General features: G+C 48.2%; 19 protein-coding genes. 4 read left to right on the top strand and 15 right to left on the bottom strand.

Annotated elements, in window-relative coordinates:
* Nucleotides 1-66: 66 nt before the first annotated feature.
* The 8 genes from gatB to glnA all read right to left on the bottom strand — a co-directional run bounded on the left by gatB (nucleotide 67) and on the right by glnA (nucleotide 9,968).
* Nucleotides 67-1,497 carry an Asp-tRNA(Asn)/Glu-tRNA(Gln) amidotransferase subunit GatB gene (gene gatB, locus LKD36_RS09060; protein ID WP_308459429.1) on the bottom strand — a complete coding sequence of 477 codons (1,431 nt, stop codon included), beginning with the start codon at nucleotides 1,495-1,497 and terminating at the stop codon, nucleotides 67-69.
* Between the two features lie 13 nt (nucleotides 1,498-1,510).
* Nucleotides 1,511-2,980 carry an Asp-tRNA(Asn)/Glu-tRNA(Gln) amidotransferase subunit GatA gene (gene gatA / locus LKD36_RS09055; RefSeq protein ID WP_308459428.1) on the bottom strand — a complete coding sequence of 490 codons (1,470 nt, stop codon included), beginning with the start codon at nucleotides 2,978-2,980 and terminating at the stop codon, nucleotides 1,511-1,513.
* 12 nt (nucleotides 2,981-2,992) lie between these two features.
* Complete coding sequence (gene gatC, locus LKD36_RS09050) at nucleotides 2,993-3,286, bottom strand: Asp-tRNA(Asn)/Glu-tRNA(Gln) amidotransferase subunit GatC (RefSeq protein WP_308459427.1); 294 nt, start codon at nucleotides 3,284-3,286, stop codon at nucleotides 2,993-2,995.
* Between the two features lie 21 nt (nucleotides 3,287-3,307).
* Nucleotides 3,308-4,639: an aspartate--tRNA(Asn) ligase gene (gene aspS / locus LKD36_RS09045; RefSeq protein ID WP_308459426.1), complete on the bottom strand. Its 1,332-nt coding sequence runs from the start codon at nucleotides 4,637-4,639 to the stop codon at nucleotides 3,308-3,310.
* 405 nt (nucleotides 4,640-5,044) lie between these two features.
* A complete protein-coding gene (locus LKD36_RS09040; protein ID WP_308459425.1) occupies nucleotides 5,045-7,126 on the bottom strand; it encodes a glycosyltransferase family 39 protein in 2,082 nt (693 codons plus the stop codon).
* Entirely contained in the window at nucleotides 7,123-7,977 is an 855-nt protein-coding gene (gene dapF, locus LKD36_RS09035) for a diaminopimelate epimerase (RefSeq protein ID WP_308459424.1), read from the bottom strand. Before dapF ends, LKD36_RS09040 begins: the two co-directional genes overlap by 4 nt.
* Nucleotides 7,978-8,047: 70 nt before the next feature.
* Nucleotides 8,048-8,596 carry an ANTAR domain-containing response regulator gene (locus LKD36_RS09030; protein ID WP_308459423.1) on the bottom strand — a complete coding sequence of 183 codons (549 nt, stop codon included), beginning with the start codon at nucleotides 8,594-8,596 and terminating at the stop codon, nucleotides 8,048-8,050.
* Nucleotides 8,597-8,639: 43 nt separating this feature from the next.
* Complete coding sequence (glnA, locus tag LKD36_RS09025; protein WP_331465200.1) at nucleotides 8,640-9,968, bottom strand: type I glutamate--ammonia ligase; 1,329 nt, start codon at nucleotides 9,966-9,968, stop codon at nucleotides 8,640-8,642.
* Nucleotides 9,969-10,121: 153 nt separating this feature from the next.
* Here glnA and LKD36_RS09020 point away from each other — a divergent pair, with 153 nt between their 5' ends.
* On the top strand, nucleotides 10,122-10,370 hold the full coding sequence (locus LKD36_RS09020; RefSeq protein ID WP_308459421.1) for a hypothetical protein: 249 nt from the start codon (nucleotides 10,122-10,124) through the stop codon (nucleotides 10,368-10,370).
* 34 nt (nucleotides 10,371-10,404) lie between these two features.
* On the opposite strand, the gene LKD36_RS09015 is transcribed toward LKD36_RS09020, so the two are convergent.
* From LKD36_RS09015 to LKD36_RS09005, 3 genes are all read right to left on the bottom strand, one after another.
* Nucleotides 10,405-12,048: a DUF6020 family protein gene (locus tag LKD36_RS09015; protein WP_308459420.1), complete on the bottom strand. Its 1,644-nt coding sequence runs from the start codon at nucleotides 12,046-12,048 to the stop codon at nucleotides 10,405-10,407.
* Nucleotides 12,041-12,985, bottom strand: coding sequence for a glycosyltransferase family 2 protein (locus LKD36_RS09010; RefSeq protein ID WP_308459419.1), 945 nt, complete (start codon nucleotides 12,983-12,985; stop codon nucleotides 12,041-12,043). Before LKD36_RS09010 ends, LKD36_RS09015 begins: the two co-directional genes overlap by 8 nt.
* 114 nt (nucleotides 12,986-13,099) lie before the next feature.
* Nucleotides 13,100-14,479, bottom strand: a complete 1,380-nt coding sequence (locus tag LKD36_RS09005) for a citrate/2-methylcitrate synthase (protein ID WP_308459418.1) — start codon at nucleotides 14,477-14,479, stop codon at nucleotides 13,100-13,102.
* Between the two features lie 240 nt (nucleotides 14,480-14,719).
* On the opposite strand from LKD36_RS09005, the gene LKD36_RS09000 reads away from it, so the two are divergent.
* A complete protein-coding gene (locus tag LKD36_RS09000) occupies nucleotides 14,720-15,484 on the top strand; it encodes a polysaccharide deacetylase family protein (RefSeq protein ID WP_308459417.1) in 765 nt (254 codons plus the stop codon).
* A gap of 57 nt (nucleotides 15,485-15,541) precedes the next feature.
* On the opposite strand, the gene LKD36_RS08995 is transcribed toward LKD36_RS09000, so the two are convergent.
* From LKD36_RS08995 to LKD36_RS08980, 4 genes are all read right to left on the bottom strand, one after another.
* Nucleotides 15,542-15,898 carry a helix-turn-helix domain-containing protein gene (locus tag LKD36_RS08995; RefSeq protein WP_118770954.1) on the bottom strand — a complete coding sequence of 119 codons (357 nt, stop codon included), beginning with the start codon at nucleotides 15,896-15,898 and terminating at the stop codon, nucleotides 15,542-15,544.
* Between the two features lie 87 nt (nucleotides 15,899-15,985).
* A complete protein-coding gene (addA, locus tag LKD36_RS08990; RefSeq protein ID WP_308459416.1) occupies nucleotides 15,986-19,576 on the bottom strand; it encodes a helicase-exonuclease AddAB subunit AddA in 3,591 nt (1,196 codons plus the stop codon).
* Nucleotides 19,573-22,968, bottom strand: coding sequence for a helicase-exonuclease AddAB subunit AddB (addB, locus tag LKD36_RS08985; protein ID WP_308459415.1), 3,396 nt, complete (start codon nucleotides 22,966-22,968; stop codon nucleotides 19,573-19,575). Before addB ends, addA begins: the two co-directional genes overlap by 4 nt.
* Nucleotides 22,969-23,066: 98 nt before the next feature.
* Nucleotides 23,067-23,645 carry a zinc dependent phospholipase C family protein gene (locus tag LKD36_RS08980; protein WP_308459414.1) on the bottom strand — a complete coding sequence of 193 codons (579 nt, stop codon included), beginning with the start codon at nucleotides 23,643-23,645 and terminating at the stop codon, nucleotides 23,067-23,069.
* A gap of 121 nt (nucleotides 23,646-23,766) precedes the next feature.
* Between LKD36_RS08980 and spoVAD the strand changes: the two genes are divergently transcribed.
* Entirely contained in the window at nucleotides 23,767-24,795 is a 1,029-nt protein-coding gene (gene spoVAD / locus LKD36_RS08975) for a stage V sporulation protein AD (protein ID WP_308459413.1), read from the top strand.
* Nucleotides 24,796-24,808: 13 nt separating this feature from the next.
* Nucleotides 24,809-25,258: a SpoVA/SpoVAEb family sporulation membrane protein gene (locus LKD36_RS08970; RefSeq protein WP_308459412.1), complete on the top strand. Its 450-nt coding sequence runs from the start codon at nucleotides 24,809-24,811 to the stop codon at nucleotides 25,256-25,258.
* The last annotated feature ends 70 nt before the right edge of the window (nucleotides 25,259-25,328 follow it).

Genomic DNA, 25,328 nt, shown 5'->3' with positions numbered 1-25,328 from the left:
CCTTATCTGTCGTATTTCCAAATATGAACGTATTATACCCTACAGCTCCCGGAATAACAACTTTATTTACAATAACTCCTTCAGAATCTGGTTTACCATACCCGGATTTGCTTTGCCTTTCATTGCTTTCATGGTCTGTCCTACCAGGAAGCCGATGGCTTTCTCTTTTCCGTTGTGGTAATCTTCCACAGACTGAGGATTGTCTGCAATGATTTTCTCAATCGTGCTTCTTAATGCGCCCTCATCGTTGACCGTCTTCAAGCCATGTTCTTCTACATATTTCTCAGGATCAATATCTTCCAGGAAGATCTGCTCGAATACTTCTTTTGCCACGGAACTGTTGATGGTGCCTGCGTCTGCAAGATCGATGAGTTTTGCCAGATGTTCCGGTGAGAATTTCAGATCCTCTGCCTCCATCTCATGCTCTTTCATCAGACGCATGGTCTCCACCATGAGCCAGTTAGATACTTTCTTGGGCTTTTTACAGATGGCTGTTGTTGCCTCAAAAAGGTCTGCCATCTTCTTAGCGGATGTGATAATCTGCGCATCATAATCCGGAATATCAAAATCTTTCTTGTAACGGATCAGTTTGGCCGTCCGAAGCTCCGGCTGACGGGCTTTGATGGCTGCCAGCCACTCGTCACTGATGATAATCGGCACCAGATCCGGTTCCGGAAAATAACGATAATCCTGTGCATCCTCTTTGGAACGCATGGCATGGGAAGACTCTTTATTATCATCCCATCTTCTGGTCTCCTGGATGACCTGACGGCCCATCTCCAGCAGTTCAATCTGACGTTCCCGCTCTCCCTCGATCGCATGAGCAATAGCTTTAAAAGAGTTCAGGTTCTTCATCTCTGTACGGATACCCAGCTTGTCAGAACCCACCTCGCGGACGGACAGGTTCACATCTGCACGCATGGAACCTTCCTGCAGCTTGCAGTCGGAAGCTCCCAGATACTGAATAATCATACGAAGCTTTTCCAGATAAGAAATGACTTCGTCTGCATTTCTCATATCCGGCTCGGATACAATCTCGATCAGCGGTACACCGGAACGGTTGTAGTCTACCAAAGAGCAGTCTTCCCACTCATCATGGATCAGTTTTCCGGCATCCTCCTCCATATGGATCTCATGAATACCAATCTTCTTCGGACCTGCCGGAGTGTCAATCTCCACATAACCATTGCGGCAGATGGGATAATACAGCTGGGAAATCTGATAGTTCTGTGGGTTGTCCGGATAGAAATAGTTCTTCCGGTCAAACTTACAGTTCTGAGTAATCGTACAGTTCGTTGCCAGTCCTACGGCTGCTGCATATTCCACTACCTGTTTGTTCAATACCGGAAGGGAGCCCGGCATACCGGTGCAGACCGGGCAGGTATGGGTGTTGGGTGCTCCTCCAAATGCAGTACTACAGGAGCAGAAGATCTTGGTCTTGGTGGCCAGCTCTACATGAACCTCCAGACCGATGACGGTTTCATACTGTTTGCTCATCTTCGTCTCCTCCTTAGTCCTGCGCTTTGGCTGCTGCGCAGCGTTCGTAGGTTCTTGTCTGTTCAAATGCGTAAGCCGCACGGATAATGTTGTCTTCTTTGAAGCAGTCGCCGATCAGCTGCATGCCAATGGGCAGGCCTTTGCTGTCCACACCGCAGGGAACGCTGATACCCGGAAGTCCTGCCAGGTTGACAGAAATGGTATAAATATCTCCCAGATACATCTTAATCGGATCACTTAAGGACTCCCCAAGCTTCGGTGCTGTAGTCGGAGCTGCCGGTCCGAGGATCACATCATATTTTTCAAAGGCACGGTCAAATGCCTGTTTGATCAACGCTTTGGTCTTCAGTGCCTTAATATAGTAAGCATCATAGTATCCGGAACTTAACACGAAAGAACCAAGCATGATACGACGTTTCACTTCCGGTCCGAAGCCTTCGCTTCTGGATTTCTTATACATATTGTGAAGCCCGTTATACTCTTTGGTACGGTAGCCATATTTTACACCGTCAAAACGTGCCAGGTTGGAGCTTGCCTCTGCGGAAGCGATGACATAGTAAGCAGGAATCGCATACTCTACCAGGCTTAAATCGAACTCTTCCAGAATGGCACCTTTCTCCTCCAGCACTTTTGCTGCTTTCAGAATACTTTCTTTCACTTCCGGATCCAGACCTTCTCCAAAATAATCTCGCGGAATACCGATTTTCAGACCTTTCACATCATCCTTTAATGCAGAAGTAAAATCATAGGATTCTCTCTTTACGGAAGTGCTGTCCTTCGGATCATAGGAGGCGATTGCTTCCAGTACCGTTGCGCAGTCGGTCACGTCTTTGCAGACCGGTCCGATCTGGTCAAGGGATGAACCATAGGCAATCAGCCCATAACGGGATACGGTTCCGTAAGTCGGTTTGATACCGGTCACACCACAGAAAGAACTGGGCTGACGAATAGAACCACCAGTATCAGAACCTAATGCATAAGAGCACTCCTCGGCTGCCACTGCCGCACAGCTTCCGCCGGAAGAACCGCCCGGTACATGTTCCTGATTCCAGGGATTCTTCGTCGGACCGAAATGAGAAGTCTCCGTGGTACTTCCCATGGCAAACTCATCCATGTTTGTCTTTCCGATCACAACAGCGCCTGCTTTTTTCAGATTCAGAACTGCTTCTGCCGTGTAGGTTGGTTTAAAATTATAAAGAATTTTTGAACTGCAGGTAGTAAGCATTCCTTCGGTACACATATTGTCCTTAACCGCTACCGGAACACCTGCCAGCGGACCTGTCAGTTCTCCTGCTTCGATCTTTTTCTGTACTTCCTCTGCCTCTTTCAGGGCAGCTTCCTCATCCACCGTCACGTAGCAGTTGTAAGTTCCATCCAGTTTCTTAATCTGTTTCAGGGCTGCCTTCGTGGCTTCCACTGCAGTTACTTCACCGGATTTTATTTTTTTGCCGAGTTCTACGGCAGTCAGACTCATGAGATTCATCTTCGTGCCCTCCTATTCTACCGTCTTCGGTACTTTGAATGCATCGTCTTTTTGTGCCGGTGCATTAGCCAGTGTTGCATCGTGTCCGTCTCCGTTGGTGACCACATCCTCACGGAATACGTTGTGTACCGGAAATACGTGGGACATGGGCTCTACACCTTCTGTATCAAGACCATTTAACATGTCAATGTAATCCAGCATATTTCCCATATCTTTCTTTGCCTGCTCTTTCTCTTCCGGAGACAGCTCCAGTTTTGCGAGAATGCCGACATATTCGATGGTTTCATCAGAAATAATGTTTGCCATGGTAAGTTCTCCTTCTCTTCACTACGGTTCCAGTCTTGATAAATCTCTCGGATACAAGGTGGTCTCACGGACGTTGTCCTCACCCACCAGTTTCATGGTCAGACGTTCCATGCCGATACCCAGTCCACCGTGAGGCGGCATGCCATAACGGAACGTATCCAGATACTGTTCCAGTCCTTCCTGATCCATTCCTTTGGCCGCAATCTTCTCCACCAGCATGTTGTAGTCGTGGATACGCTGCCCGCCGGTGGTGATCTCCAGACCATGATACAGAAGATCGAAGCTTAAAGTAAAGCGGGAATCTTCCGGATCATCCATTGCATAGAACGGACGTTTCTTGGAAGGATAATGGGTGACAAATACGAAATCTGCATCATACTCTTCCTTGAAATACTGACCGATCAGTGTCTCTTCCTCCGGCTCCAGATCAAATGGGTTACGGATCCTTCTGTTGTATTTTTCGGCAACCAGCTCTTTGGCCTTATCAAAACGAACAGCCGGAATCTTATCGGTCTTCGGGAGGGTGATATTAAGGATCTTCAGCTCCTTTGCATACTCTCTTTCCAGAAGCTTCATGGTGTACTGGAGGAATCCGGTCTCCATAGCCATAATGTCTTCAAAGCCACTGATGTAACCCATCTCAAAGTCAAGGGATGTATACTCATTCAGATGACGCTTGGTGTTGTGTTTTTCTGCACGGAATACCGGAGCAGTCTCAAATACCCGGTCAAACACACCTACCATCATCTGCTTGTAAAGCTGCGGGGACTGCTGCAGCACAGCCGGGCGATGGAAATAATCCAGTTTAAAAAGGTTTGCTCCCCCCTCTGCACTCTTAGCTCCGATCTTCGGGGTGTGGATCTCGGTAAATCCCTGCTCATACAGGAAATCACGGAACCCTTTCACAATACCTTCCTGAATCTTGAATTTGGCACGCTCTCTTATATTTCTCAGTGATACAGAACGCATGTTAAGCTTGGCATCCAGAGAAGTGTTCAGTTTCCATTTTGCAATGGGAAGGGGCATGGGTGCGCAGGGACTGGAAAGGATCTTCAATCCTCTGATACGAAGTTCGATTCCGCCCGGTGCACGCTCTTCCTCGTTCAGAATGCCTTCCATCTCTACGGTGGCTGCTTCTTTTAAGTCTTTCAGATCAAATCCCGCTTTGCCTTCTTCGTAGACGCACTGCAGAAGTCCGTCTCTTTTACGGAGTACCACAAATGCCACATCACCCATGTCACGGATGGTATGCACGGCACCGTTGACTTTAACAGTCTGACCTGCTAATGATTTGTCCTGAAGCTCCGGGAGTTCCAGTAAGTCGGTTTTCTTTACGCCTGTCATAAATTCCATATTCTCATTCCTCCTGAATCTGGCTTCCGGGACGGGGGATGTTTGCCCGGCTCGTTGCTCGCACAAAAAAATCCCGTCTCGGAATACTGTGAATATTCCGGGACGGGACGAATCAATTCTATCTCCCGCGGTACCACCCGCATTGAGTGCATGTCTTTCAATAAAAAAACTGCGCTCCTCTCTTTTGCATGTAACGTATGCTCACGGAACCGGCCTACTCTTCTTTCGACCGGACAGCTCCCAAGTGTTCCCTTTACCTGCTCCTCCAAACGGCGCTCTCAGTCGGTGACGCCATATTCCTGTCGGTCTCTGCAAGGCAAGAGTCCTGTTCTTCGCCTTTTTTTATTTGAGCATAATCCTAGCACAAGTATTTTTTCTTTGCAAGGAAAAATTTATAGTTTTTTATTATTTGTCAGAAAAATTTTCAGAATATACCGCAAAGGCCAGATCTACCTTCTGTTCTTCCTGTGAAGTATAGAGTGCGCCGTCCGCATACAGATCACAGGTGCTCTGGTAATAAAGAAAATCTGTCTTAATGACACAGTCCGGATTTTGAATAGCCACCCGAATGGTATAGGTCTCTGCATGATCCGGCTGTACCCGGTCAAATGCGATGGTATAAGGAGACATACAGGGCGCTTCCGCGCCGATCACCTGTCCTGTGGCTACGGCTATGCCGGACTCGTCAAGAATCGTCACATCATAGACCGAATCATTGGCTCCGCCGTCCCAGTTGGCCACCCAGAGATCCAGATGGTCAAATGCTTTTCCGGTTCGGAAGGTCTGAGCAAAATCCGTCTGCAGCGTCAGCTGGTCACTGGTCTCCTGATCCTGCAGCACTGCATAATCCCGGACCGGCAGACCGGTCACCTTCATCACCAGAACAACAGCTAATACTTCCACCAGCAGGATACCGCCAGAGACAGCCGGAATCCACCCAAAAAATTCCGGCAGTTCCCGTTCCGGCCGGCTGGCATCCTCCACACTTAAGGAAATTCCTTCCGCGCCCAGTGCCGTCAGGATGAGCAGAAACGGAATGCTGTAAGCCTGATCCACTTCCCAGATGAGATAGAACAGGTACGCACCGCACAAATTGATGATCAGCACATCCCAGAGCTCCGGTTTCCCTTTCCAGGCCCGGTAAATAAGCGCCAGCAGCACCATCCCCATAAGAAGACCATGATAGCTGTGGAGATAGAATGCCAGCAGGTCTGATCTGCCGCCATTGATATACTTTTGCAGCCGGGATGGTGACTGCATGGTACGGAACAGGGCATAGTAGTCATCCGTTCCATCCGAAAATGCCACCCTTAGTTTATTCCGGAACAGAGTCAGAAGTCCGCCCGGTCCCATCTCTCCTACCCGGTGGCGAAGCTCCGCAAGATCTGCTGCCGTCCGCTCCGCTTTCGTGTCAAAAGAGCCTGTAAAAGCATCATCCGCACTGTTGTACTGGCCATCCCCCTGGGCACTCATCATAATCCAGTGTACCGTGGGATAACCTGTCTTTGCCGGGTCAAAGCCCGCATATTGCTGTTCTGCCCTTCCGTAGACGGCAAACACCAGCAGAAGGCCAAACAAAACTGCTGCCAGGGAAAGCCCCCAGGAAACAATCCGTTTTTTCCATTCTGTTATTTTTTCTTCATCCAATGTGAATACCGTATAAACAAGTAAAGATAATATCGTCAGAATCACCGTCGCCCGGATCTTATACCCAACCGCCAGAAGAAGACCCATACCGACATACTGGAGCAGTTTTCTGACCATATTCTTTTCTTCTCCTGCCCGGTCAAAAAACCAGATACCTCCCATGGAAAATGCCAGGGAAATAGTTGATGTGTAATACATCTCTGCCAGAAGATACCACAGAGGATTGACAATCAAAAACAAAAGAAAACAAAGAGCGGTCTTTTTGGAACGATGTCTTCGAATCAGATCAAAAACTGCCCACATTCCCAGATTCATAAACACAACGTTGATGATTTTCATAAAATCCATCCAGCTGCTTTCCGGAATTCCAAAAAGTGAAGCCAGCTTTAACCATCCATACGTAAAAATGCACATAGGAATGTTATTGGGGTACTTCATGAAGTACTGGCTGAAATGCGTTTCCGCAATCGTCGGATATTCCAGCAGAGCCACCGCTGTGTCAAATATTTTCAAATGATCCTGCCGAAGCGATGTCCGCAGCACCAGTACTGTCAGAATCTGCACCAGAACCATGAGGCTTCCGAGCACCACCACTGTCTTTGAAAAGCGTTTTTCCATCGCCGGAAGCACCTTGGTCAGTATCGCAACAGCAAATATAGCCAGCAAAAGGACGGTTCCTGATATCACCACAGGAACCGTCCTTCCGTTTATCACATTTTCAAGTGCATCCGCATATTTCAGCGTGTCCACAGCACCGTAGAAAATATAGGCGCTCATGGAAATCACCGCAGCAAACAGAATCACATATCCTGCTTTCCTGCAATTGTTCCAGATCTTCACTCTGTCATTTCCTCCGGAAGTGTAATCTCGCCCTCAAATACCTCAGTTGCGGAACCAGTCATATAAACACAGTTATCATCCTCGTTCCACTCGATCTCCAGATCTCCTCCCAGCAGATGAACCACTGCTTTCCGGTCGCACAGTCCATTCAGTACTCCTGCCACTACAGTCGCACAGGTGCCAGTTCCGCAGGCCAGCGTTTCTCCGGAGCCTCGCTCCCACACGCGCATTTCCAGTGTCTGGCGGTCCAACACTCTTACAAACTCGGTATTAGTTCGCTTCGGGAAACGTGCATGATTTTCAAAATGCGGTCCTATTTCCTCCAGCGGGAATTCTTTTACCGGTGTATCAATGAAGATCACTGCATGGGGATTTCCCATGGAAACACAGGTCATCTTCCATTCTTTCCCGCACACTTTAATGGGTTCTGCCACTACCGGTTCCTTCTCAGCGATTACCGGAATCCTGTCCGGAGCAAGAATCGGCTGTCCCATATTAACCCGGACTTTCACTACTTTTCCATTTTCCACAGTCAGTTTCAGATATTTGATACCTGCCAGTGTATCGATGGAGATCTCTGTTTTATCCGTCAGATGATGATCATAGACATACTTTGCCACACAGCGGATTCCGTTTCCGCACATCTCGCCACGGGAGCCATCCGCATTGTACATATCCATCTGAAAATCTGCTTTTTCTGATGATTTAATCAAAATCATTCCGTCTGAACCAATTCCAAAATGACGGTCGCTCACATATTTTGCAATCTCAGATGTATGGGCAAGATCTTTCTTCGTGCAGTCCACATACACATAGTCATTGCCAATTCCGTGCATCTTTGTAAATTTCATAGAAATCCCCTTCCTGTTAACACATATCTTGTTTAACTATAGCAAAAATATCCATCCTGTACAAGACTATTCACAGCTTAATCATGCTCAGCACCATCTGTGCCGTCTCTGTAAGAGAAGTGCCGCTGTCCATGCTGCATTTTTGTATGTAACGGTGTGCTTCTTCCTCAGTCATATGATTTCGTTCCATCAGCACTGCCTTGGCTTCCCATAAAATTTTCTTTTCTTCTTCTGTACGCTGTTTTGGCCTGGAACGGAGCTTTTTCCTTCTGCGCGCCTGATTCATGCACATCATTTCCACCGTGCTGATCAGATCCTGCACCTTCAGGGGCATGGTAACGCAGACAATTTCATGATCCATGCATTCCCCGCACACTCTCTGAGAGGCCATCAGCAGCATGTCAAATCCCGGTGTCAGAGAATGTTTCAGATCAAAATAATACATATCCGGGAATCTGTACCCACTGATGATGATTCCATCATTCATGGTGTCAATATAGTTCAGCACCTGCGCCCCCTGGGTGCAGACAGCCGTTACCTCATATCCATATCTTACCAGCAGATTTCGGACACTTTTCCCATCCTCTATTTTCGGGAATACAACAATAATGCCGTTCATTCTACCACATCCCTTCTGTTATCGTATCAAATAACAAAAGGGGCTAAATTCTCAGAAGATAACTGTCAATCTCCCACTGAGATACGGTGGCATTATAGTCTTCCCATTCTTTTTTTTTCGCCATACTATATTTGCCGCAGACTTCCTCTCCCAGCACTTCTTTCATCAGCGGATCCTTTTCAAACTCCTCCACTGCCTCCTGCAGGTTCTTCGGAAGACTTTCTATTCCGCGTTCTTCCAGTTCTTTTGGAGTCAGCAGATGCATATTTCCTTCCATGGCATCCGGCGGAACAATCTTATTCTTTATGCCGTCAAGACCTGCAGCAAGACAGATTGCCAGTGCCAGATACGGGTTGCATGCCGGATCCGGAGAACGGAGTTCGATTCGGGTCTCCTCTCCGCGGGTTGCCGGAATACGGATCAGGGGTGTCCGGTTTCTGCCTGACCATGCAATATGGGTCGGTGCCTCGTATCCAGGCATCAGACGCTTATAGGAATTCACCAGCGGATTCAAAATCAGCGTCATTCCTTTAATATGTTTCAGAATTCCTCCCAGGAAATAGTATGCCTCCTGGCTCAGTCCGTTAGGATCATGGCTGTCCTGGAAAATGTTTCTGCCGTCACGGGACAGAGACATGTTAATATGCATGCCGGAACCATCCACACCATTTTTCGGCTTTGGCATAAAGGTTGCATGAAGACCATGGCGCTTCGCGATAGTTTTGACCACAAGTTTAAATGTGCTAATGTTATCTGCTGTCTGCAGCGCCTCGTCATATTTGAAGTCAATCTCATGCTGTGCCGGCGCATTTTCATGGTGGGAAGATTCCACTTCAAATCCCATATCCTCCAGCGTCAGTACCATATCTCTTCTGGCATTTTCTCCGAAATCCAGAGGTCCCATATCAAAATATCCTGCCTGCTCATGGGTGATGGTAGTCGGCATTCCATCATCATCCACATGGTACAGGAAGAACTCGCACTCTGGTCCCACATTAAAGGTATAGCCAAGGGCAGCTGCTTCGCTGACCACTTTTTTCAGAATATACCGGGGATCCCCCTCATAGCAGGTGCCGTCAGGACGATACACATCACAGATCAGACGGGCTACTTTCCCCTGCTGGGGTCTCCATGGAAATGTTGCGAATGTACCGTAATCCGGATACAGATACATATCACTCTCTTCCACGCGAACAAATCCTTCTGCGGAAGAACCATCAAACATCACTTTATTATCCAGTGCTTTTTTCAGATGACTGGCTGTGATTGCCACATTTTTCATATTGCCGAACAGATCTGTGAACTGTAAACGGACAAATTCCACATCCTCTTCTTCTACCATCTCCAGAATATCTTTCTTCGTATATCTCATTTCCATGCTCCTTTTCCGATTTTTGAGTATGATAAAAGGGCGTAATCCACCTGATGAAAACGCCCTTGTTTCTTACTTGCAATATAGCAGTTGATTCCTTTTTTGTCAAGAAATGGCTTTCTGCATAGTCTATAGCAGAAAGGAGTTGAAAACATGAACAATTGGATATGGATTTTACTGCTTCTGTGCTGGTGCGGCGGCGGGAATTCCTGCAGATGTAATTCCTGCAGATGCAATTCCTGTGGAAATCCGTCCTGCGGATGTGACAAACCAAAACCGATCTGCCCCGGAAGACCGGAGGGTGGATGTCAGTCAGGCGGATGCATGCCTTCTGAACCCCTCTGCCAGACACCACCTCCTCCGAGACCTCCCCGCCCGCCATTCGATGACTGTGGGCGATAGTTTCCCATACGATAAAAACCGGGGCTGTTCTATTCTATGCCCCGGTTCTTTTTCTTTTTACACAAAAATACAGGAAGATCGGTGCGCCAAGCATCACCGGATAACTGTACCGGATCAGAGCTGCCGGTCCCAGCAGACTGGTTCCCATATACGTCCAGAATGGCAGCATCCATAAAAGCCGCATATATTCCTTCCGATAAATCACATAAAGTGCCGCAGCTACCATGAGCCAGAAATACAGTCCCATAGAAAGGAGTTGCCGGATCACAGGAATCTTTCTGAATGCAGCCTCACTCCCAATTGCCGTATAATATCGATAAAAAGCCTGACTTATCGGTCTCATCTCCACGTGAGGATAGTTCGGATCATCTTTTTGAATATTGAAGCAGACAAAATCCAGATATTCTTCCTCCGTATCCGGATACCAGAATGCCGCTGTCGTATTTAAAAATGCATCGATATATGTCTTTTTATTTCTCCATCCAATCTGAAGCCACGCCTTTAAAAATGCTCCTTTTTCCTCGTTAAAGGCATCCGTATGGAATTGATTTTTAATGGGGTCGGACAGGTTCGGAGTATACTGGGCCAGCGTTTCTTCATCCATCACCGGACGGATTACCTGCCACTCTTCCTCCGTGATTTTCCCGCCGCTTACATAAGTGCGTCCCAGTGTCTGCATAACAATACTGTAAGCTTCACGGCTGTTGCCGGGTTCCGCATGCAGTATTTTCAATAATGGTCCGTTGTAAAAAATGTATGCCAGAAGTACACACAGAAAAATAGCTGTCAGTGTTTTCCGGTATTTTTTCAGAAAAAACAGCAGAAACGGCGCGCACAACAATAACGTATGCATTCCGTTATTCCGGAACAGAAATAAAAGGACAAACAAAAGCACCGCTCCCACAATTCTCACGAGCCCATTCAGCCAGTTCTCCGGACGGGTACACATACGGTAAATCCGGATCACACACAGGACAAAGATTCCTGCAAACACGGTATCCTTTGTTGTATAAACCGCCATCATTCCATGAAATGGGAACAGGCATAAATACACGACGGTTCCGATCTGCAGCCACACCGGTGCATGTTCTTTTCGTAAAAAACGGGAAATTGCCGTAAAAATCCCCGCCATCACTGCCATCTGAAGAAGCGAATACACTGCCGCTGCCAGATTATCACTGCCGCCCAGATTTCTGACCACCGTAAAAATTCCGCACAGAAGACCGGTATGAACCAGCGGATGATGGGCTGTCAGCCATCCGGAAAACGTCCATCCTACCTGGTTGGGTGCATCCGCCGCAAAAATCCCGGGAAATCCTCCCAGAAATGCAGGCAGGAAACTGACAAAATAAACACCCCACATAACCGCTCCCCAGTATCTCCACCTGCAGAACAGTTCCCAGCGGATATTCCGGATACTGCCTCTCCTGCCAAATCTTCCCCGCAGAAAATCCATAAACAGAACTGCCAGCAGCATACCTGCCAGATAAAAAGGAAGTACACACAGAATCCTGTGAAAAATGGTCCGATGCAGCGGATTTTCCGATACAGCCCAGATGGAACCATACTGTTTCAGCATATATCCACAACGATCAAAGGCGGCAAATAATATGCCGCCTGTTACTGTAAAAATCCATAGTCTGATATTTTTCAGATGCCTGATCAGTCTGTCACTCATCTTTCTTAAGCTCCTTATAGCGTATATCCACCTGCATCAGATGCATCTCAAACTCCTGCCGGCTCCTCTGCGCCCCTGCTGCCAGAATGAGTCCAGCAAATACAGACTGAATAGCTGCCATCAGCGTAAAGCCGCAGACAATCAATGTGGGGAACTTTGGCACCAGTCCGGTCGCCACATACTCTGCCAGCACCGGACAGAAAAATCCGGCACTGATAATCGTGAGCAGCAGTGCCATAATTCCAAAAAAATGCATGGGCTTATAATTCCGGTAAAGCTTTGCAATGCTCATCAGTACCTTGGCTCCATCAGAGTAGGTATTCAACTTTGACTCACTACCCTCCGGACGGTCACGGTATTCGATAACCACATTATCCACCTGCATATTTTTATCTGCTGCGTGGATGGTCATCTCTGTCTCAATCTCAAATCCCTTGGAAAGTACCGGGAATGTCTTCACAAACTGATAGCTGAATGCCCGGTATCCGGTCATGATATCCTTGATCTCCGTGTGGAACAGCTTGTTGATCGTGCCGCGCACCAGTGAATTTCCAAAATTATGGAACGGACGCTTGTTCTCCGTAAAATACGTAGAAGAAAGGCGATCTCCCACTACCATGTCAGACTGATGATGAAGTACCTTGTCCACCATCTCTCTGGCAAACTCCGCCGGGTAAGTGTCATCACCATCTGTCATAATATAAACTTCCGCATCGATCTCACGGAACATCCTGCGGATAACATTTCCTTTTCCCTGCAGATACTCATGACGAACCACTGCACCTGCCTTCTCAGCCAGTTCCACAGTCCGATCAGAGGAATTATTATCATATACATAGATCACTGCTTCCGGCAGCACCTGACGAAAATCACGTACTACCTTTTCCACGGTTTTTTCTTCATTGTAGCACGGAATTAAAACTGCTATTTTATCCAAATTCGCTTCTCCCTGAAAACCACCATAAGACCGGCTTTGTCCCATAAGGCACAAAACCGGTCCTGTCGATGTCTTTTTTATGATTGTAGCACATCTGCGCTATGAACGCAACGACTATTCCCTGCGGTCATCCAGTGCAATGTAGCTGCGGTGATGACCTACATACTTGTATGCCGGACGGATAATCTTACCGTTGTTGACAACTTCCTCCAGTCGGTGTGCACTCCAGCCGGAAATACGGGAAATAGCAAAAATCGGCGTATAAAGTTCTTCCGGGATTCCAAGCATGGAATATACAAATCCACTGTAGAAATCCACGTTGGCGCAAATAGGCTTAAACAGATGACGCTTTTTCGCAATAGCCTCCCCTGCCAGACGCTCCACTCTCTCATAGAGCCCATACTCCCGCTGCATGCCTTTTTCTTCGGAAAGACGTTTCGCATACTCTTTCAGGATGACTTCACGAGGGTCGGACAAGGTATAGACGGCGTGTCCCATACCATAGATGAGTCCTGATTTATCAAATACTTTCTTATCCAGCATATCTTCCAGATACCGGGTCAGTGTCTTTTCATCCTCATAATCCGGACAATGTTCCTTGATATCCGCAAACATCTGCTGCACTTTCAGGTTGGCACCACCATGACGGGGACCTTTTAAGGATGCAATGGAAGCTGCCGTTGCGGAATAGGTATCTGTTCCGGAAGAAGTAACAACATGGTTGGTAAATGTGGAGTTGTTACCACCACCGTGTTCTGCATGCAGCACCAGCGCCACATCCAATACCTTTGCTTCCAGCTCCGTGAACTCTCCATCCGGGCGAAGCATCTGAAGAATATTTTCCGCAATAGACATCTCTTTATTCGGAAGACGGATGACCAGTGTATCATCCGCATGGAAATGCCGGTAAGCACAATAGGAATGAACAGCAATCTGCGGCATCTTTGCAATGAGCTGCAGGGACTGGCGCAATACATTGGGCACCGTCACTTCATCCGGGTTCGCATCATAGCAGTACAACGTCAGAATACATCTCTGCAGTGCATTCATCTGATTCTTATTGGTTGCCTTCATAACCACATCCCGAAGGAACTGTCCGGACAGCTCCTGAAGACTCTTGATAATACGGACAAAGCTTCTAAGCTGTTTCGGTGTTGGCAGACTTCCGAACAACAGAAGATAGGTTGTTTCCTCGAATCCATACCTGCGGTCTTCAAATCCGGCAATCAGCTCCTTTACATTATATCCCTGGAAATAAAGTTCACCATTTGCCGGCATCTTCTTGCCATCCACACTCTTATAAGAAAGGACATCGGAAATCTCGGTAAGACCTGTCAGCACACCTTTACCATTGGCATCACGCAGTCCTCGCTTTACGTCATACTCTGTATATAACTCCTGATCAATCTCGCCTGACACCATACATTCTTTCAACAGACGATCAAACTGCTCATCCAGCTCTCTCGATAACTCCATCATGGTCACATTGCTCATCTTCGTCACATCCTATCCTTGCGTAAGGCAATATTTTGTATACATGTATTCATATTGGGTTCTATTATAGCGAATGATTGTTATAAATTCAAGGGTTTTCTATATAAAAAAGCCTGACGGGATGCATGACTTTTGCCGTGGAGCTCTGGTCTGGAGCTCCGGTCTGACTTGGTCAGTCATCATATTTTCCATTTTTACAGCATACATTCATTATCAAGAGACTCTCTCTGGAGTAAGTATATGAAATTATTTCACAGGAAGCACGTACTTCCTCTGTCATTATGCCTTATCATTACCCTTTTGGGTGGCTTTTTTATCTCCCATTCCTCATCCGTTCCCGCTTCTGCCGTTATTGAGAATCGGAAGCTTCCCATCTACTGTGTCAGCACAGAAAAGCCGCAGGTATCCATCAGCTTCGACGCAGCCTGGGGGAATGATGACACGGAAGAACTTCTTTCCATATTAGCGCAGTATCAGGTAAAGACAACTTTTTTCATGACTGGCGGATGGGTCTCCGCCTATCCGGATGATGTAAAAGCAATTGCAGCTGCCGGACATGATCTTGGTAATCACAGTGAGAATCATAAACAAATGTCCCAGCTCAGTGCTGAAGAATGTCAGAAAGAAATTCAGTCTGTCCATGACAGGGTTAAAGAGCTGACCGGACAGGAGATGTGTCTGTTCCGCCCGCCTTACGGGGATTACAATGATACACTTATTGAAGCTGCAGAAGCGCTTCATTACTATACAATTCAGTGGAATTGTGACAGTCTCGACTGGAAGAATTACGGAGCCGATGCCATTGTCTCCCGTATTCTGGACAGTGAACATCTTGGGAACGGTTCCATCATCCTCATGCACAACGGTGCCAAATATACAAAAGATGCCCTGCCGCGTGTCATCGAAGGTCTTCATGCAAAAGGCTATGAAATCGTTCCTGTTTCTCAGCTGATCTATCGCGATCATTATGAGATGGATCACGAAGGACGGCAGTTTCAAAATTAAGTTTTTTGTACGATGAACAGTAAAAAAAGAGCTGTTGCTCCATAGATGACTCCTCATCTATTTTGCAACAGCCTCTTCATCCTGTAACCGCTTCATGACAGTCATCATCTTCCTGGCCATTCTGCGATTTTCTTCATTCAATGCCTCATAGGCAGCAATCAGCGCCGCATGTTCATCCATCTTCCGTCTGACCCGTCTGTCCTGTGCAGTTCCCCTCTTCTCATCTGACAGGCAAAGGAGATAATCGGTAGTAACCCCGAAATAATCTGATATCTCTATGAGCAGGTCAATTCCCAGTGACTCTGTATTCCGTTCTACCTTGCTGATCTTCTGCTGGGACACTCCGACAAGTCCGGCCAGAGCATCCTGATTCATTCCTCGTTCTTCCCGAAGCTCTCTGATCCTGTTCTGCATAACATACCCTCCGTTGAGAATATGTTACTATTCTGGCGCTTTTCGTTTACTTTAATACTCCGTATTTCACTACTCTATTTTAAAGTATTACAAGAAGATCGTCTTTCCCAAAGAGAAGGAATAGATCAGCTTTTCTTTCACTGTTTTACCGGTTGTCTGGGCAACCGCCCGGGCATAATAGTCAAGCTGTGCCTGATACCGTTCTTTCAGTTCTTTCGCTGCATGTACCCTGTCTGTCTTATAATCCAGAATGACAACTCCATCCTCTTCTTCGAAAAAGGCATCGATAATTCCCTGAATCAGCACAGTTTCCTCCGGGTCAGAACCATCCGCCTCATCTCCCGGAAGACCAATAACGAATGGCTGCTCACGCCACAGCTTTCCCTGTGATTCTGCTGCTGCCAGCTGCTTCAGAAGATCCGTTTTACAGAATCTCACCAAATCCTGCTCCCGGACTGCCCTCCGGTCCTCTTCTGAAAGCTTTCCAACTGCACAGAGCCGGTCCAGCTCTTCTCTGATGATGTTCTCCTGATCTCCATGTTCAAAAACTTTCGCCATATGAACAACATCCAGCCATTCCATGACCGTATGATAAACCGTTCCTCTTGCAGCTCCTGTTTTTTCTTCTGTCTTTTCAATAAACTGCGGTACCAGAGGCACAATCTCCTCTTCCGGATACAGTTCTTCCCCATATTCCATCTCTTCCTGCAGCCGCTGTTTTTTCAGCTCCGTAACAGTATATTTCTGTTTGGCGGCTGTTCGGTCCTTCCATGCATAGGTCCAATTCAGGAGACTTTCTATCCGATCCTCGCTCTCCTGGTCCCGCATACCATATAACAGTCTCCGTTCCAGTTCATCCCTCGACAATTGTTCTGCCATCTGCTCCCGAATGGCTTCCCGAATCACCTGTTCCATGGAAACGATGCTGATCTTCACACTGCTCTCCTGCTCCTCCGGATTCAGTGCGGGAAGTATCCACGCAAGCGGACACTCAGCTCCCATCAGATCTGAAAACAGAAGTCGTTCTCCCTTTCGTCCGGCAGCGATCAGTTTTTCCGATGCCATGCCGGTAAGAATCAACTTTTCTTTTGCACGGGTCATAGCTACGTAGAGGACACGCAATTCCTCACCAAGCCCATCCATAAGATTCTGACGCCGAATCAACTGCTTCATCAGTGTCGGGCATTTCATTCTCGCTTCTGTATCCACATAATCAAGACCGACACCCCAGCGACTGTGGAAAATCATTTTCTCCCGGCCATCCTGACGGTTGAAGCTTTTCCCCATACCTGCTGCAAATATCACCGGATATTCCAGTCCCTTGCTGTGATGGATGCTCATGATCTGTACGGCTTCCCCACTTTTACCGGAAATATCCGCTTCTCCAAAATCCATCTGATACTTCTGCATGCGTTCAATATAACGAACAAAATGGAACAGTCCATGGTAACTGATCTTCTCATAGTCCTGGGCCTTTGCCAGCAGCATCTCCACATTGGCCTGCCGCTGTATTCCTCCCGGCAGTGCCCGGACCTGAATGAGATATCCGCTTTCCATCAGAATTCTCCAGAGTAGTTCATGAACAGAGAGAAAGGAAGCCTGCTCACGGTAACGATCCACCTGCTCAAAAAAGGAAATAAGACGATCCCGAAGTTCTGCTTCCTCTCCCTGTTCCCGGTACTGTCTGCAGGCAGCATAAAATCCGCTCTCCGGACTGCTTGCACGGATCTTTGCCAGCTCTTCCGAGGAAAATCCTCCCAGCAGTCCATGAAGAGATGCTGCCAGCGGTATTTCCTGTGTAGGATTATCAAGTACCCGCAGATAAGCCAACAGGGTCTCCACTTCCATGGTCTGAAAATATCCTTCCCTTGACTGGGCGCTTGCCGGAATTCCTTCTTCCTGCAGCACGCGCACGAATGTCTCGCTCCACCCGGACATGGTTCTCAGAAGAATCGCAATATCACCCGGACGAACCGGTCGCAGCTGCCCGTCTTCCGTGACCTTGCCCTCCCTGAAAAGGTATCTGATCTTTCCGGCAATCATATGGGCCTCTGCTTCTGCTTTCGTCCATCGACATTCCCGCTGAAGCTGTTCCCACTCTTCTTTCTGAAGCAACAGGAGCTCCGCTGTCATATGATCTTCCTCCGGATAAGACGCCCCCGCTTTTAATGCCGCATCTTCGTCATAGTCAATCCCACCCAGTTCCGGCCTCATTATGCGGTAAAATGCTTCATTGACTGCGTCAAGCACCGTACTGCGGCTTCGGAAATTCTGATGAAGATCTACCCGGATTCCTCCGTCTTTCTCTCCGTAATGCACATATTTTTCCAGAAAAAGTCCAGGCTCTGCCTGGCGGAACCGGTAGATACTCTGTTTGACATCTCCTACCATAAACCTGTTTTCCCGTCCAAGACGGCTTCTGCTGATGCTTTCCAGTATTGCTTCCTGCACCAGGTTGGAATCCTGATACTCATCCACCATGATTTCTTCGAAGTATTCTGCAAATACATCTGCTGTCTCGGACGGCAGCAGCTTTCCATCCTCTTCCCTCGTCAGTATTTTAAGTGCCAGATGCTCCTGGTCTGCAAAATCCAGAATGTTTTTCTTCCGTTTCTTCTCCTCCAGCCGCTCCATAAAGGCAAGGGCCAGCTGTACATAAACCTGTACATTTCCTGCCGTTTCACGAAGCTGTGCAAACTGTTCTTCGTCCGATATCTGAAAATACTGTTTTCCCAGTCCCTTCACTGCTTCTTTCATCCGATTTCTGAGATCCATCACATTCTGACACAGTTCCTCATCCGCATCTGCCATCACTTTAGCTCTTTTGCTCGGAAGGCGTGCCCAGGAAATTCCTTCCAGTCGTTCCCTGAACCGTTCCACTGAAACACATTCTGCCAGTTCTGTCAGCTGCTGCTCATCCGACAAAAGCGCTTCGCAGTAAGCCGCAGGTCCACCCGGCATCTGCGCCACGTTCTTCGCCTCCCGGATCACAGAGAGCACATCCCCTGCTGCCGTACGAAGCCCCTCAAGAACTGCTTCATTTCCGGAAAAATCCTCCCAGGTTCCATCCTCCGGCATCTCATACGCGGATACACAGTTTCGAAGCCACTGTTCCGGCTGCGGACTGGCAATGGCGTACTCATAAAGACTGATCACCAGCTCTTCCAGACCGTTTCCTCTGCTGCCGCTTCCATAGCTGTCCGCGAATTTCCGGAATGCCGGATCACCCGAGCGGTGAGCTTCATCAATGATCTCTTTCGCCGTATCCTGCTTCAAAAGCTTCATCTCTCCTTCATCCGCAATCCGGAAATTAGGATTCAGACCAATTGTATGAAAATAATTTCGGATCACATAGAGACAGAATCCATGAATCGTCGTGATCTGCGCGCGGTGTACCAGCGCTTCCTGCCGCTGAAGCCATTCATTTCCCGGATCCTCTTTCAGCCTTTCCGCGAGAGCCCTGCTGATGCGCTCCCTCATCTCCCCGGCTGCTGCTTTGGTAAATGTAGTGATCAGAAGTCTGTCCACATCCACAGGATGCTCTGCGTCCGTAATCAGAGAAAGAATCCGCTCTACAAGAACTGCTGTCTTGCCAGAACCGGCTGCTGCAGATACCAGCAGATTCGTATTTCTTGTATCAATGACCTTCTGCTGATCCTTCGTCCATGTCATACTCATGACTCTTCCTCCTCCAGTTTCTTCCATACTTCTGCCCTCTCCAACGGTTCCAGATGCCGTTTCTCACAGCCGTCCAGACGCCTGTCAAATCCGCAGATACTGTGAAAACTGCAGAATCTGCAGGCATCATCATCTTTCAGTTCATAAGGAGACAGACTGATCTCTCCATCCAGAATCCGCTCCCCGTATTCTGAGAGTTTTCGGCTGACATGACGGGAAAGACGCTGCAGCTGCGTTTCTTCCGCTACCGAAGAAGAAGCCGTATAACCGCCGTCTTTTTTGAACTTCACAGGAAGCACCGATGAGCCTCCTCCGCTTTCCCGATCCATCAGATTCACAATCTGCGGATCCGCGTTGACAATCCCATTGAGCGCAAGCTCTTTCAGAATCCGAAGAACCGGATCACTTTCTTCTTCATAATCCAGCATGGGATCCTGAATATGATAGTAGAACATTCCCGCCGGATGTACTTCTCCTGTACTGTCCCTCTGTTCCATCTCCATTGCCGCATTCAGGTAGACTGCAAGCTGCAGCTGTAATCCATAATAGACGCTAGTCAGATCGAATTTCGTCATGCCGCTTTTATAGTCAATGACCCGGACATAGACATTACCGTCCTGTCTGCACACGTCAATACGGTCGATGCGTCCCTGCAGGCGCATTCTTTCATCTTCCGAGAGCAGCACCGACACACTGGACAGCTGCTCCAGATTCCGGAAAGATACTTCTGTCCGTTCCGGCACAAACATTCCCTTTTTCAGCTGTTCCATCACTGCCCATGCCGTCCGCTTTCCGATCCGCTTCATGCGCTCCACAGCATAGGCATCCTGTGCATCCGTATCCAGTCCCCGCTCTGCATACTTCTCCAGTGCACGCTCCAGCGACTCTTCCATCCAGCTGTCCCTTTTTTCATCCGGTACATGGAGCCAGTCGTATTCACTTCCACTGACCGTATCAGAAAAATATTTCAGTGCATCATGAAATACATTTCCCATATCTACTGCCTGCAGGCCGCTCAGTTCCCGCTCTTTGAGCCGGAGACCATACTGTAGAAAATGCGCATAGGCGCAGGCTGCAAACTGTTCCAGCCGGGTGACGCTTCCTTCCAGAAGCGTTCCGTACAGCGCTCTTGCCACCGCATGGCCGATGGGCTGCTCTTTTTTTACATAAAAAACCGCATCCAGCAGACGGTCCAGCTTCTGCTGCCACTCTTTGTGTTCTGCATACCAGCGGATCAGTGCCTGCTGAAGCCTGGTTTCTTTCTGTTCCCGCGCCGCCTGCACCGCCTCTGTCAGCTCCGTAAGGCTTCCTTCCGGCAGCGCCAGGAGTTCGGTAAGCGTTCTGTCCGCTTCTGTCCGGATATCTACTTTCGGGAACAGTTCTTTTATGGAAGCAATCAGCCAGGAAGGCCGGAGTGATTTTCCATCCGCATCTGCCAGGCTCCAGGACAGGATCAGCCGCTGTGATGGTTTGGTAAGATTAAGATACATATAAAATTTCTGAATACATGTCTCCTGTCTGGATGTAGGAGCAAGCTCCACCTCCTGTTCCGCCAGACGCTCACGGTCCATCTCGGAGAGCAGACCTCCCCGGCTCTTCTCCCTCGGTACACTGCCCTCGTTGACTCCTGCAAAGAACAGTACCTTTACATCTTTCAGGCGGCTTCGCTCCATATCTCCGACCACCACCTGGTCAGTTCCAGCCGGAATCAGTCCGACCTTCATCTCCGAAAATCCGGCATCCAGAAGTTCCGCATATTCTGCAAGATCCATCCGGCATGGACCAAGAAGCTGCACCAGCTTGTCAAAAAGTTCCATGACCATGCCGTAGATCTGGCTGTATTCCTTTGCCAGACTAAAACTTCCTTCCTTCTCAAACCGAAGTTCATACCCTTTCAGTTTTTCCTGAATTCCAAGCCCCACCAGATAATCATAGACCCCTCTGGTCATGAACACTGCATCCCCGTCTTTTTTCTTCAGACAATCCCTCAGTGTCTGCAGGCCGCAGATAGCTTTCTGCCGCAGCTCGTTTAAAGCATCCAGTTCTTCCTCCTGCATGCCTTTTAACGGGTACTTCCACTCTTTCTTCCAGCCGGATATTCCCCGGATACCCCGTGCCAGAACGTAATTTTCCAGCTGATCGGTCTCTTCCGATGTCATCTGCGTCATTCCGCTCCGCAGAAACCGGAACATGGATTCATAGGAAAAATCTTCCTGTACCGCCGACAGCAGTGCCCTTAAGAATTCTACAAAGGGGTTTTTCAGCACATCCCGCTTCTGATCCGTAAATCCGGGAATGGAAAGTCTGGCAAATGTCTCCTCCATCAGCGGCGCATACACTTCCGGATTACCGGTAACTACCGCGATATCCCGGTACCGGAATCCTTCATCCCGGACCAGCTTTAAGATCTCCCGACCGATATGGTCCGCCTCCGACCGCGGCGTACCTGCCGCATAGAGGCATACTGCATCCGTAGAATCCCCCCAGAAATAATGTTCATGCCGGAAAATCTTCTGTTCCAGAAATGACAGGGCCGGCGCTTCACGGAATCTCCATGCCGTTTCTCCATCCAGCACTACCGTTTTTCTGATGCTGGTCTTCGTATCCTCTGCCGTCTGGAAAAGATCCCGTATCGTCTTTTTCGTCAGATAGAAAAGCTGATGCTCCGCCTCATGTGCCCGGACAGACTCCCTGCTGTCCATGGTCAGTGTGATGTATACCTCCTCTGCCAGGTTCATAAGCCGTCCCAGAAGTTTCATCTGTACCGGAGTAAAACCAGTATATCCATCCAGTACAATCACACTGCCCCGGACAGAGGCAGACTGTTCCACTGTCTGTTCCAGCACATCCAGAAGCTGTTCCGATGTCAGATACTCTTCTTTTAAATATTCCTGAAAACTCTCATAGATGACTTTCATATCCTTCAGCTTATAATAAAGCTGCGGATTATCCTGATTGCGCTCCATCATCTGTGTCAGATCCTCCGGTGTAATCCGGTACTGCACAAATTCGGAAAGCAGGGATTTTACCTCGGAAATATAACCAAGCTTCCGTAAGTTTCCGCCCAGAAGTGTAAGCTCCCCCTTCTTCTCCTCTGCAAGTCTTCGCAAAATCAGATTTTTTCCGGTATCTTCCAGAATTTTCCGATATTCCCCACCTGTCTCTTCAAATACACGGTGCGCCAGACGGTCAAAACTTAAGACATCAATATTCATGATGCCATGCCGCGGATGCATCATTACCAGATCCTTCTGAGTCTGCATGGTAAACTGCTCCGGAACGATCACCAGAAACTGTCGGTTAGGATATTCCATGGACTCCGCGATGATCTTTTCAAACAGATAATGGGATTTTCCTGCTCCCGAATTTCCCAGAATCAACTGTAACGCCATCTTTTTTCTCCTTTTGCTTTCTGATAAAAAAAGACCGCAGCCGGCAGGAGGACATTTACATTCTGCAAAAGTTCTCCGCCTGCAATGCGGTCTTTCAATCAGCCTGCGTATGCCATCGCTGCCACACCTGCAAACTGCGGAAGAGAAACCAGTACATTGGAGCAGACTGTCGTAATATATTTGCAGTCATTCTCCACACTTCCCGGCTGTCTCATATATTCGTCATGCATCTCGCGGATATAGTCCAAAATGTCATCCACGGAATTCAGCCGTCTGTGGCACCCTCCTGCGAACACGGCGTGTCCGCTGCGGATATATGCCCTCAATCCATGTTTCAGCTGATTTTCATAAGTGCAGTGATCTTTGATATTCCCCGGATAATGGGCATTGTGAGGATACGTAAAATAATCTGCCAGAAAATGAAATACCTGCCCCAGATCAGTCACAAAGGATGCCGTATCCATGGACCAGTAACCACTCTCCTCTGCCAGTGACTTCAAAAGCGCTGCTGTCATCTCAAAAGTTCCATCATACTCATGGCGCATAGTCACGAATGACCATTTACAATCCGGGAGCACATTCCCAAAATAGAAAGATTTCCATCTGTGGTTCAGTACCTCATTGTCCATTCCCCGTACCAGAAAACCTGCCAGTGCAATATGCGACTTTTTTCTCATATATTCTCCTCTCTCATTTGCCCAAAACTGTAATCAGCATACCACATTTTTTTCATTTTGTGCACTATTTTTTGAAAATTTACACAAACTATAGATAAATATTAGAAAGGAAGGTTCTTATATGGCACAGATTACCGGAAAAGCAACTCTGCTCTTTGACCGTCCTCCCCGTATCATCGGGGCAGCTTCCATTGTTGGAAGCAAAGAAAGTGACGGACCGCTCGGACATCTCTTCGACTGTATCGAGGAAGATCCAAAATTCGGCAAAAACACATGGGAGGAGGCAGAAAGCGAGCTACAGCTTCGGACCGCACGAAAAGTACTGGAAAAAACGGGTCTCACAGAAGAAGAAGTCCGCTATCTTTTTGCCGGTGATCTTCTGGCCCAGGGCATCGCCACCTCTTACGGCATCATGGAACTGCAGATTCCTCTGTTCGGACTCTACGGTGCCTGTTCCACCTGCGGTGAAAGTCTCTCTCTGGCTGCCATGTGTATCAGTGCCGGTTATGCCGGATGTGTGATGGCACTGACTTCCAGTCATTTTGCCAGTGCAGAAAAGGAATTTCGATTTCCCCTGGAATATGCCGGACAGCGTCCCCTGTCAACTACCTGGACGGTTACCGGCGCGGGAGCCTTTCTCCTTGCCTCCGAAGACTTCCTGTCCTCTTCCCCTTCATCTGTCTGCATCACCGGAATCACCACCGGAAAAATCGTGGATTATGGGGTGAAAGATTCCATGCATATGGGTGCCGCCATGGCACCTGCAGCAGCTGATACAATTGCCCGGCATCTCCATGATACAGGCAGAACCGTCGAAGATTATGACCGGATCATTACCGGTGATCTGGGCAGCGTCGGACAGATTATTTTAAAGGATCTCCTGCGGGAACAGAATATTGAACCTGGTGACCGTCACGAAGACTGCGGCATCCTGATCTATGACCCGAATACCCAGGATACTCACGCAGGCGGCTCCGGCTGCGGCTGTTCCGCTTCTGTGCTGGCATCCTATATTCTGCCAAAACTCAGACGCGGCGAATGGAAACGGGTGCTCTTTCTCCCGACCGGAGCTCTCTTATCCAAGGTCAGCTTCAATGAAGGTCATTCCATCCCCGGCATTGCCCATGGCATCGTGCTGGAACATTGTTGAAAGGAGATTTTCAATGAACAGTCTCAATAAAGAACAGAAACAGAAGTATCAGAAATATATCAAGGAAGTTACGCCCACCCACAGCCTGCCGCTAGAAATGGGAAAAGCATTTCTCACTGGGGGACTCATCTGTGTACTGGGACAGTTTCTTATCAACACCGGTCTGTCCATGGGGCTTGAAGAGGAGGCTGCCGGAACCTGGTGTTCCATTCTTCTCGTTCTCTTAAGCGTCCTTCTAACCGGCTTTAACCTCTACCCCTCCATTGCTAAATGGGGCGGAGCCGGCGCTCTCGTTCCCATCACCGGGTTTGCCAACGGCGTTGCCTCAGCCGCCATCGAATACAAGAAGGAAGGACAGGTCTTCGGAATCGGTTCCAAGATCTTCACCATCGCCGGTCCCGTTATTCTTTACGGTGTTGTCACCTCCTGGATTCTGGGACTGATCTTCTGGTTATTCTTGTAACGCTGCCCTCTTTCTGCTATATTTACGTAAGAGAACTACAGTGCCCACAGACACTTTCATACAGGAGACA

Origin of the sequence: Hominiventricola filiformis (assembly GCF_020686965.1) — a bacterium.
Taxonomy (GTDB): Bacteria; Bacillota; Clostridia; order Lachnospirales; family Lachnospiraceae; genus Hominiventricola; species Hominiventricola filiformis.
Note: the sequence above shows the minus strand (reverse complement) of the source record. Positions and strands in the feature narration are given on the sequence as shown.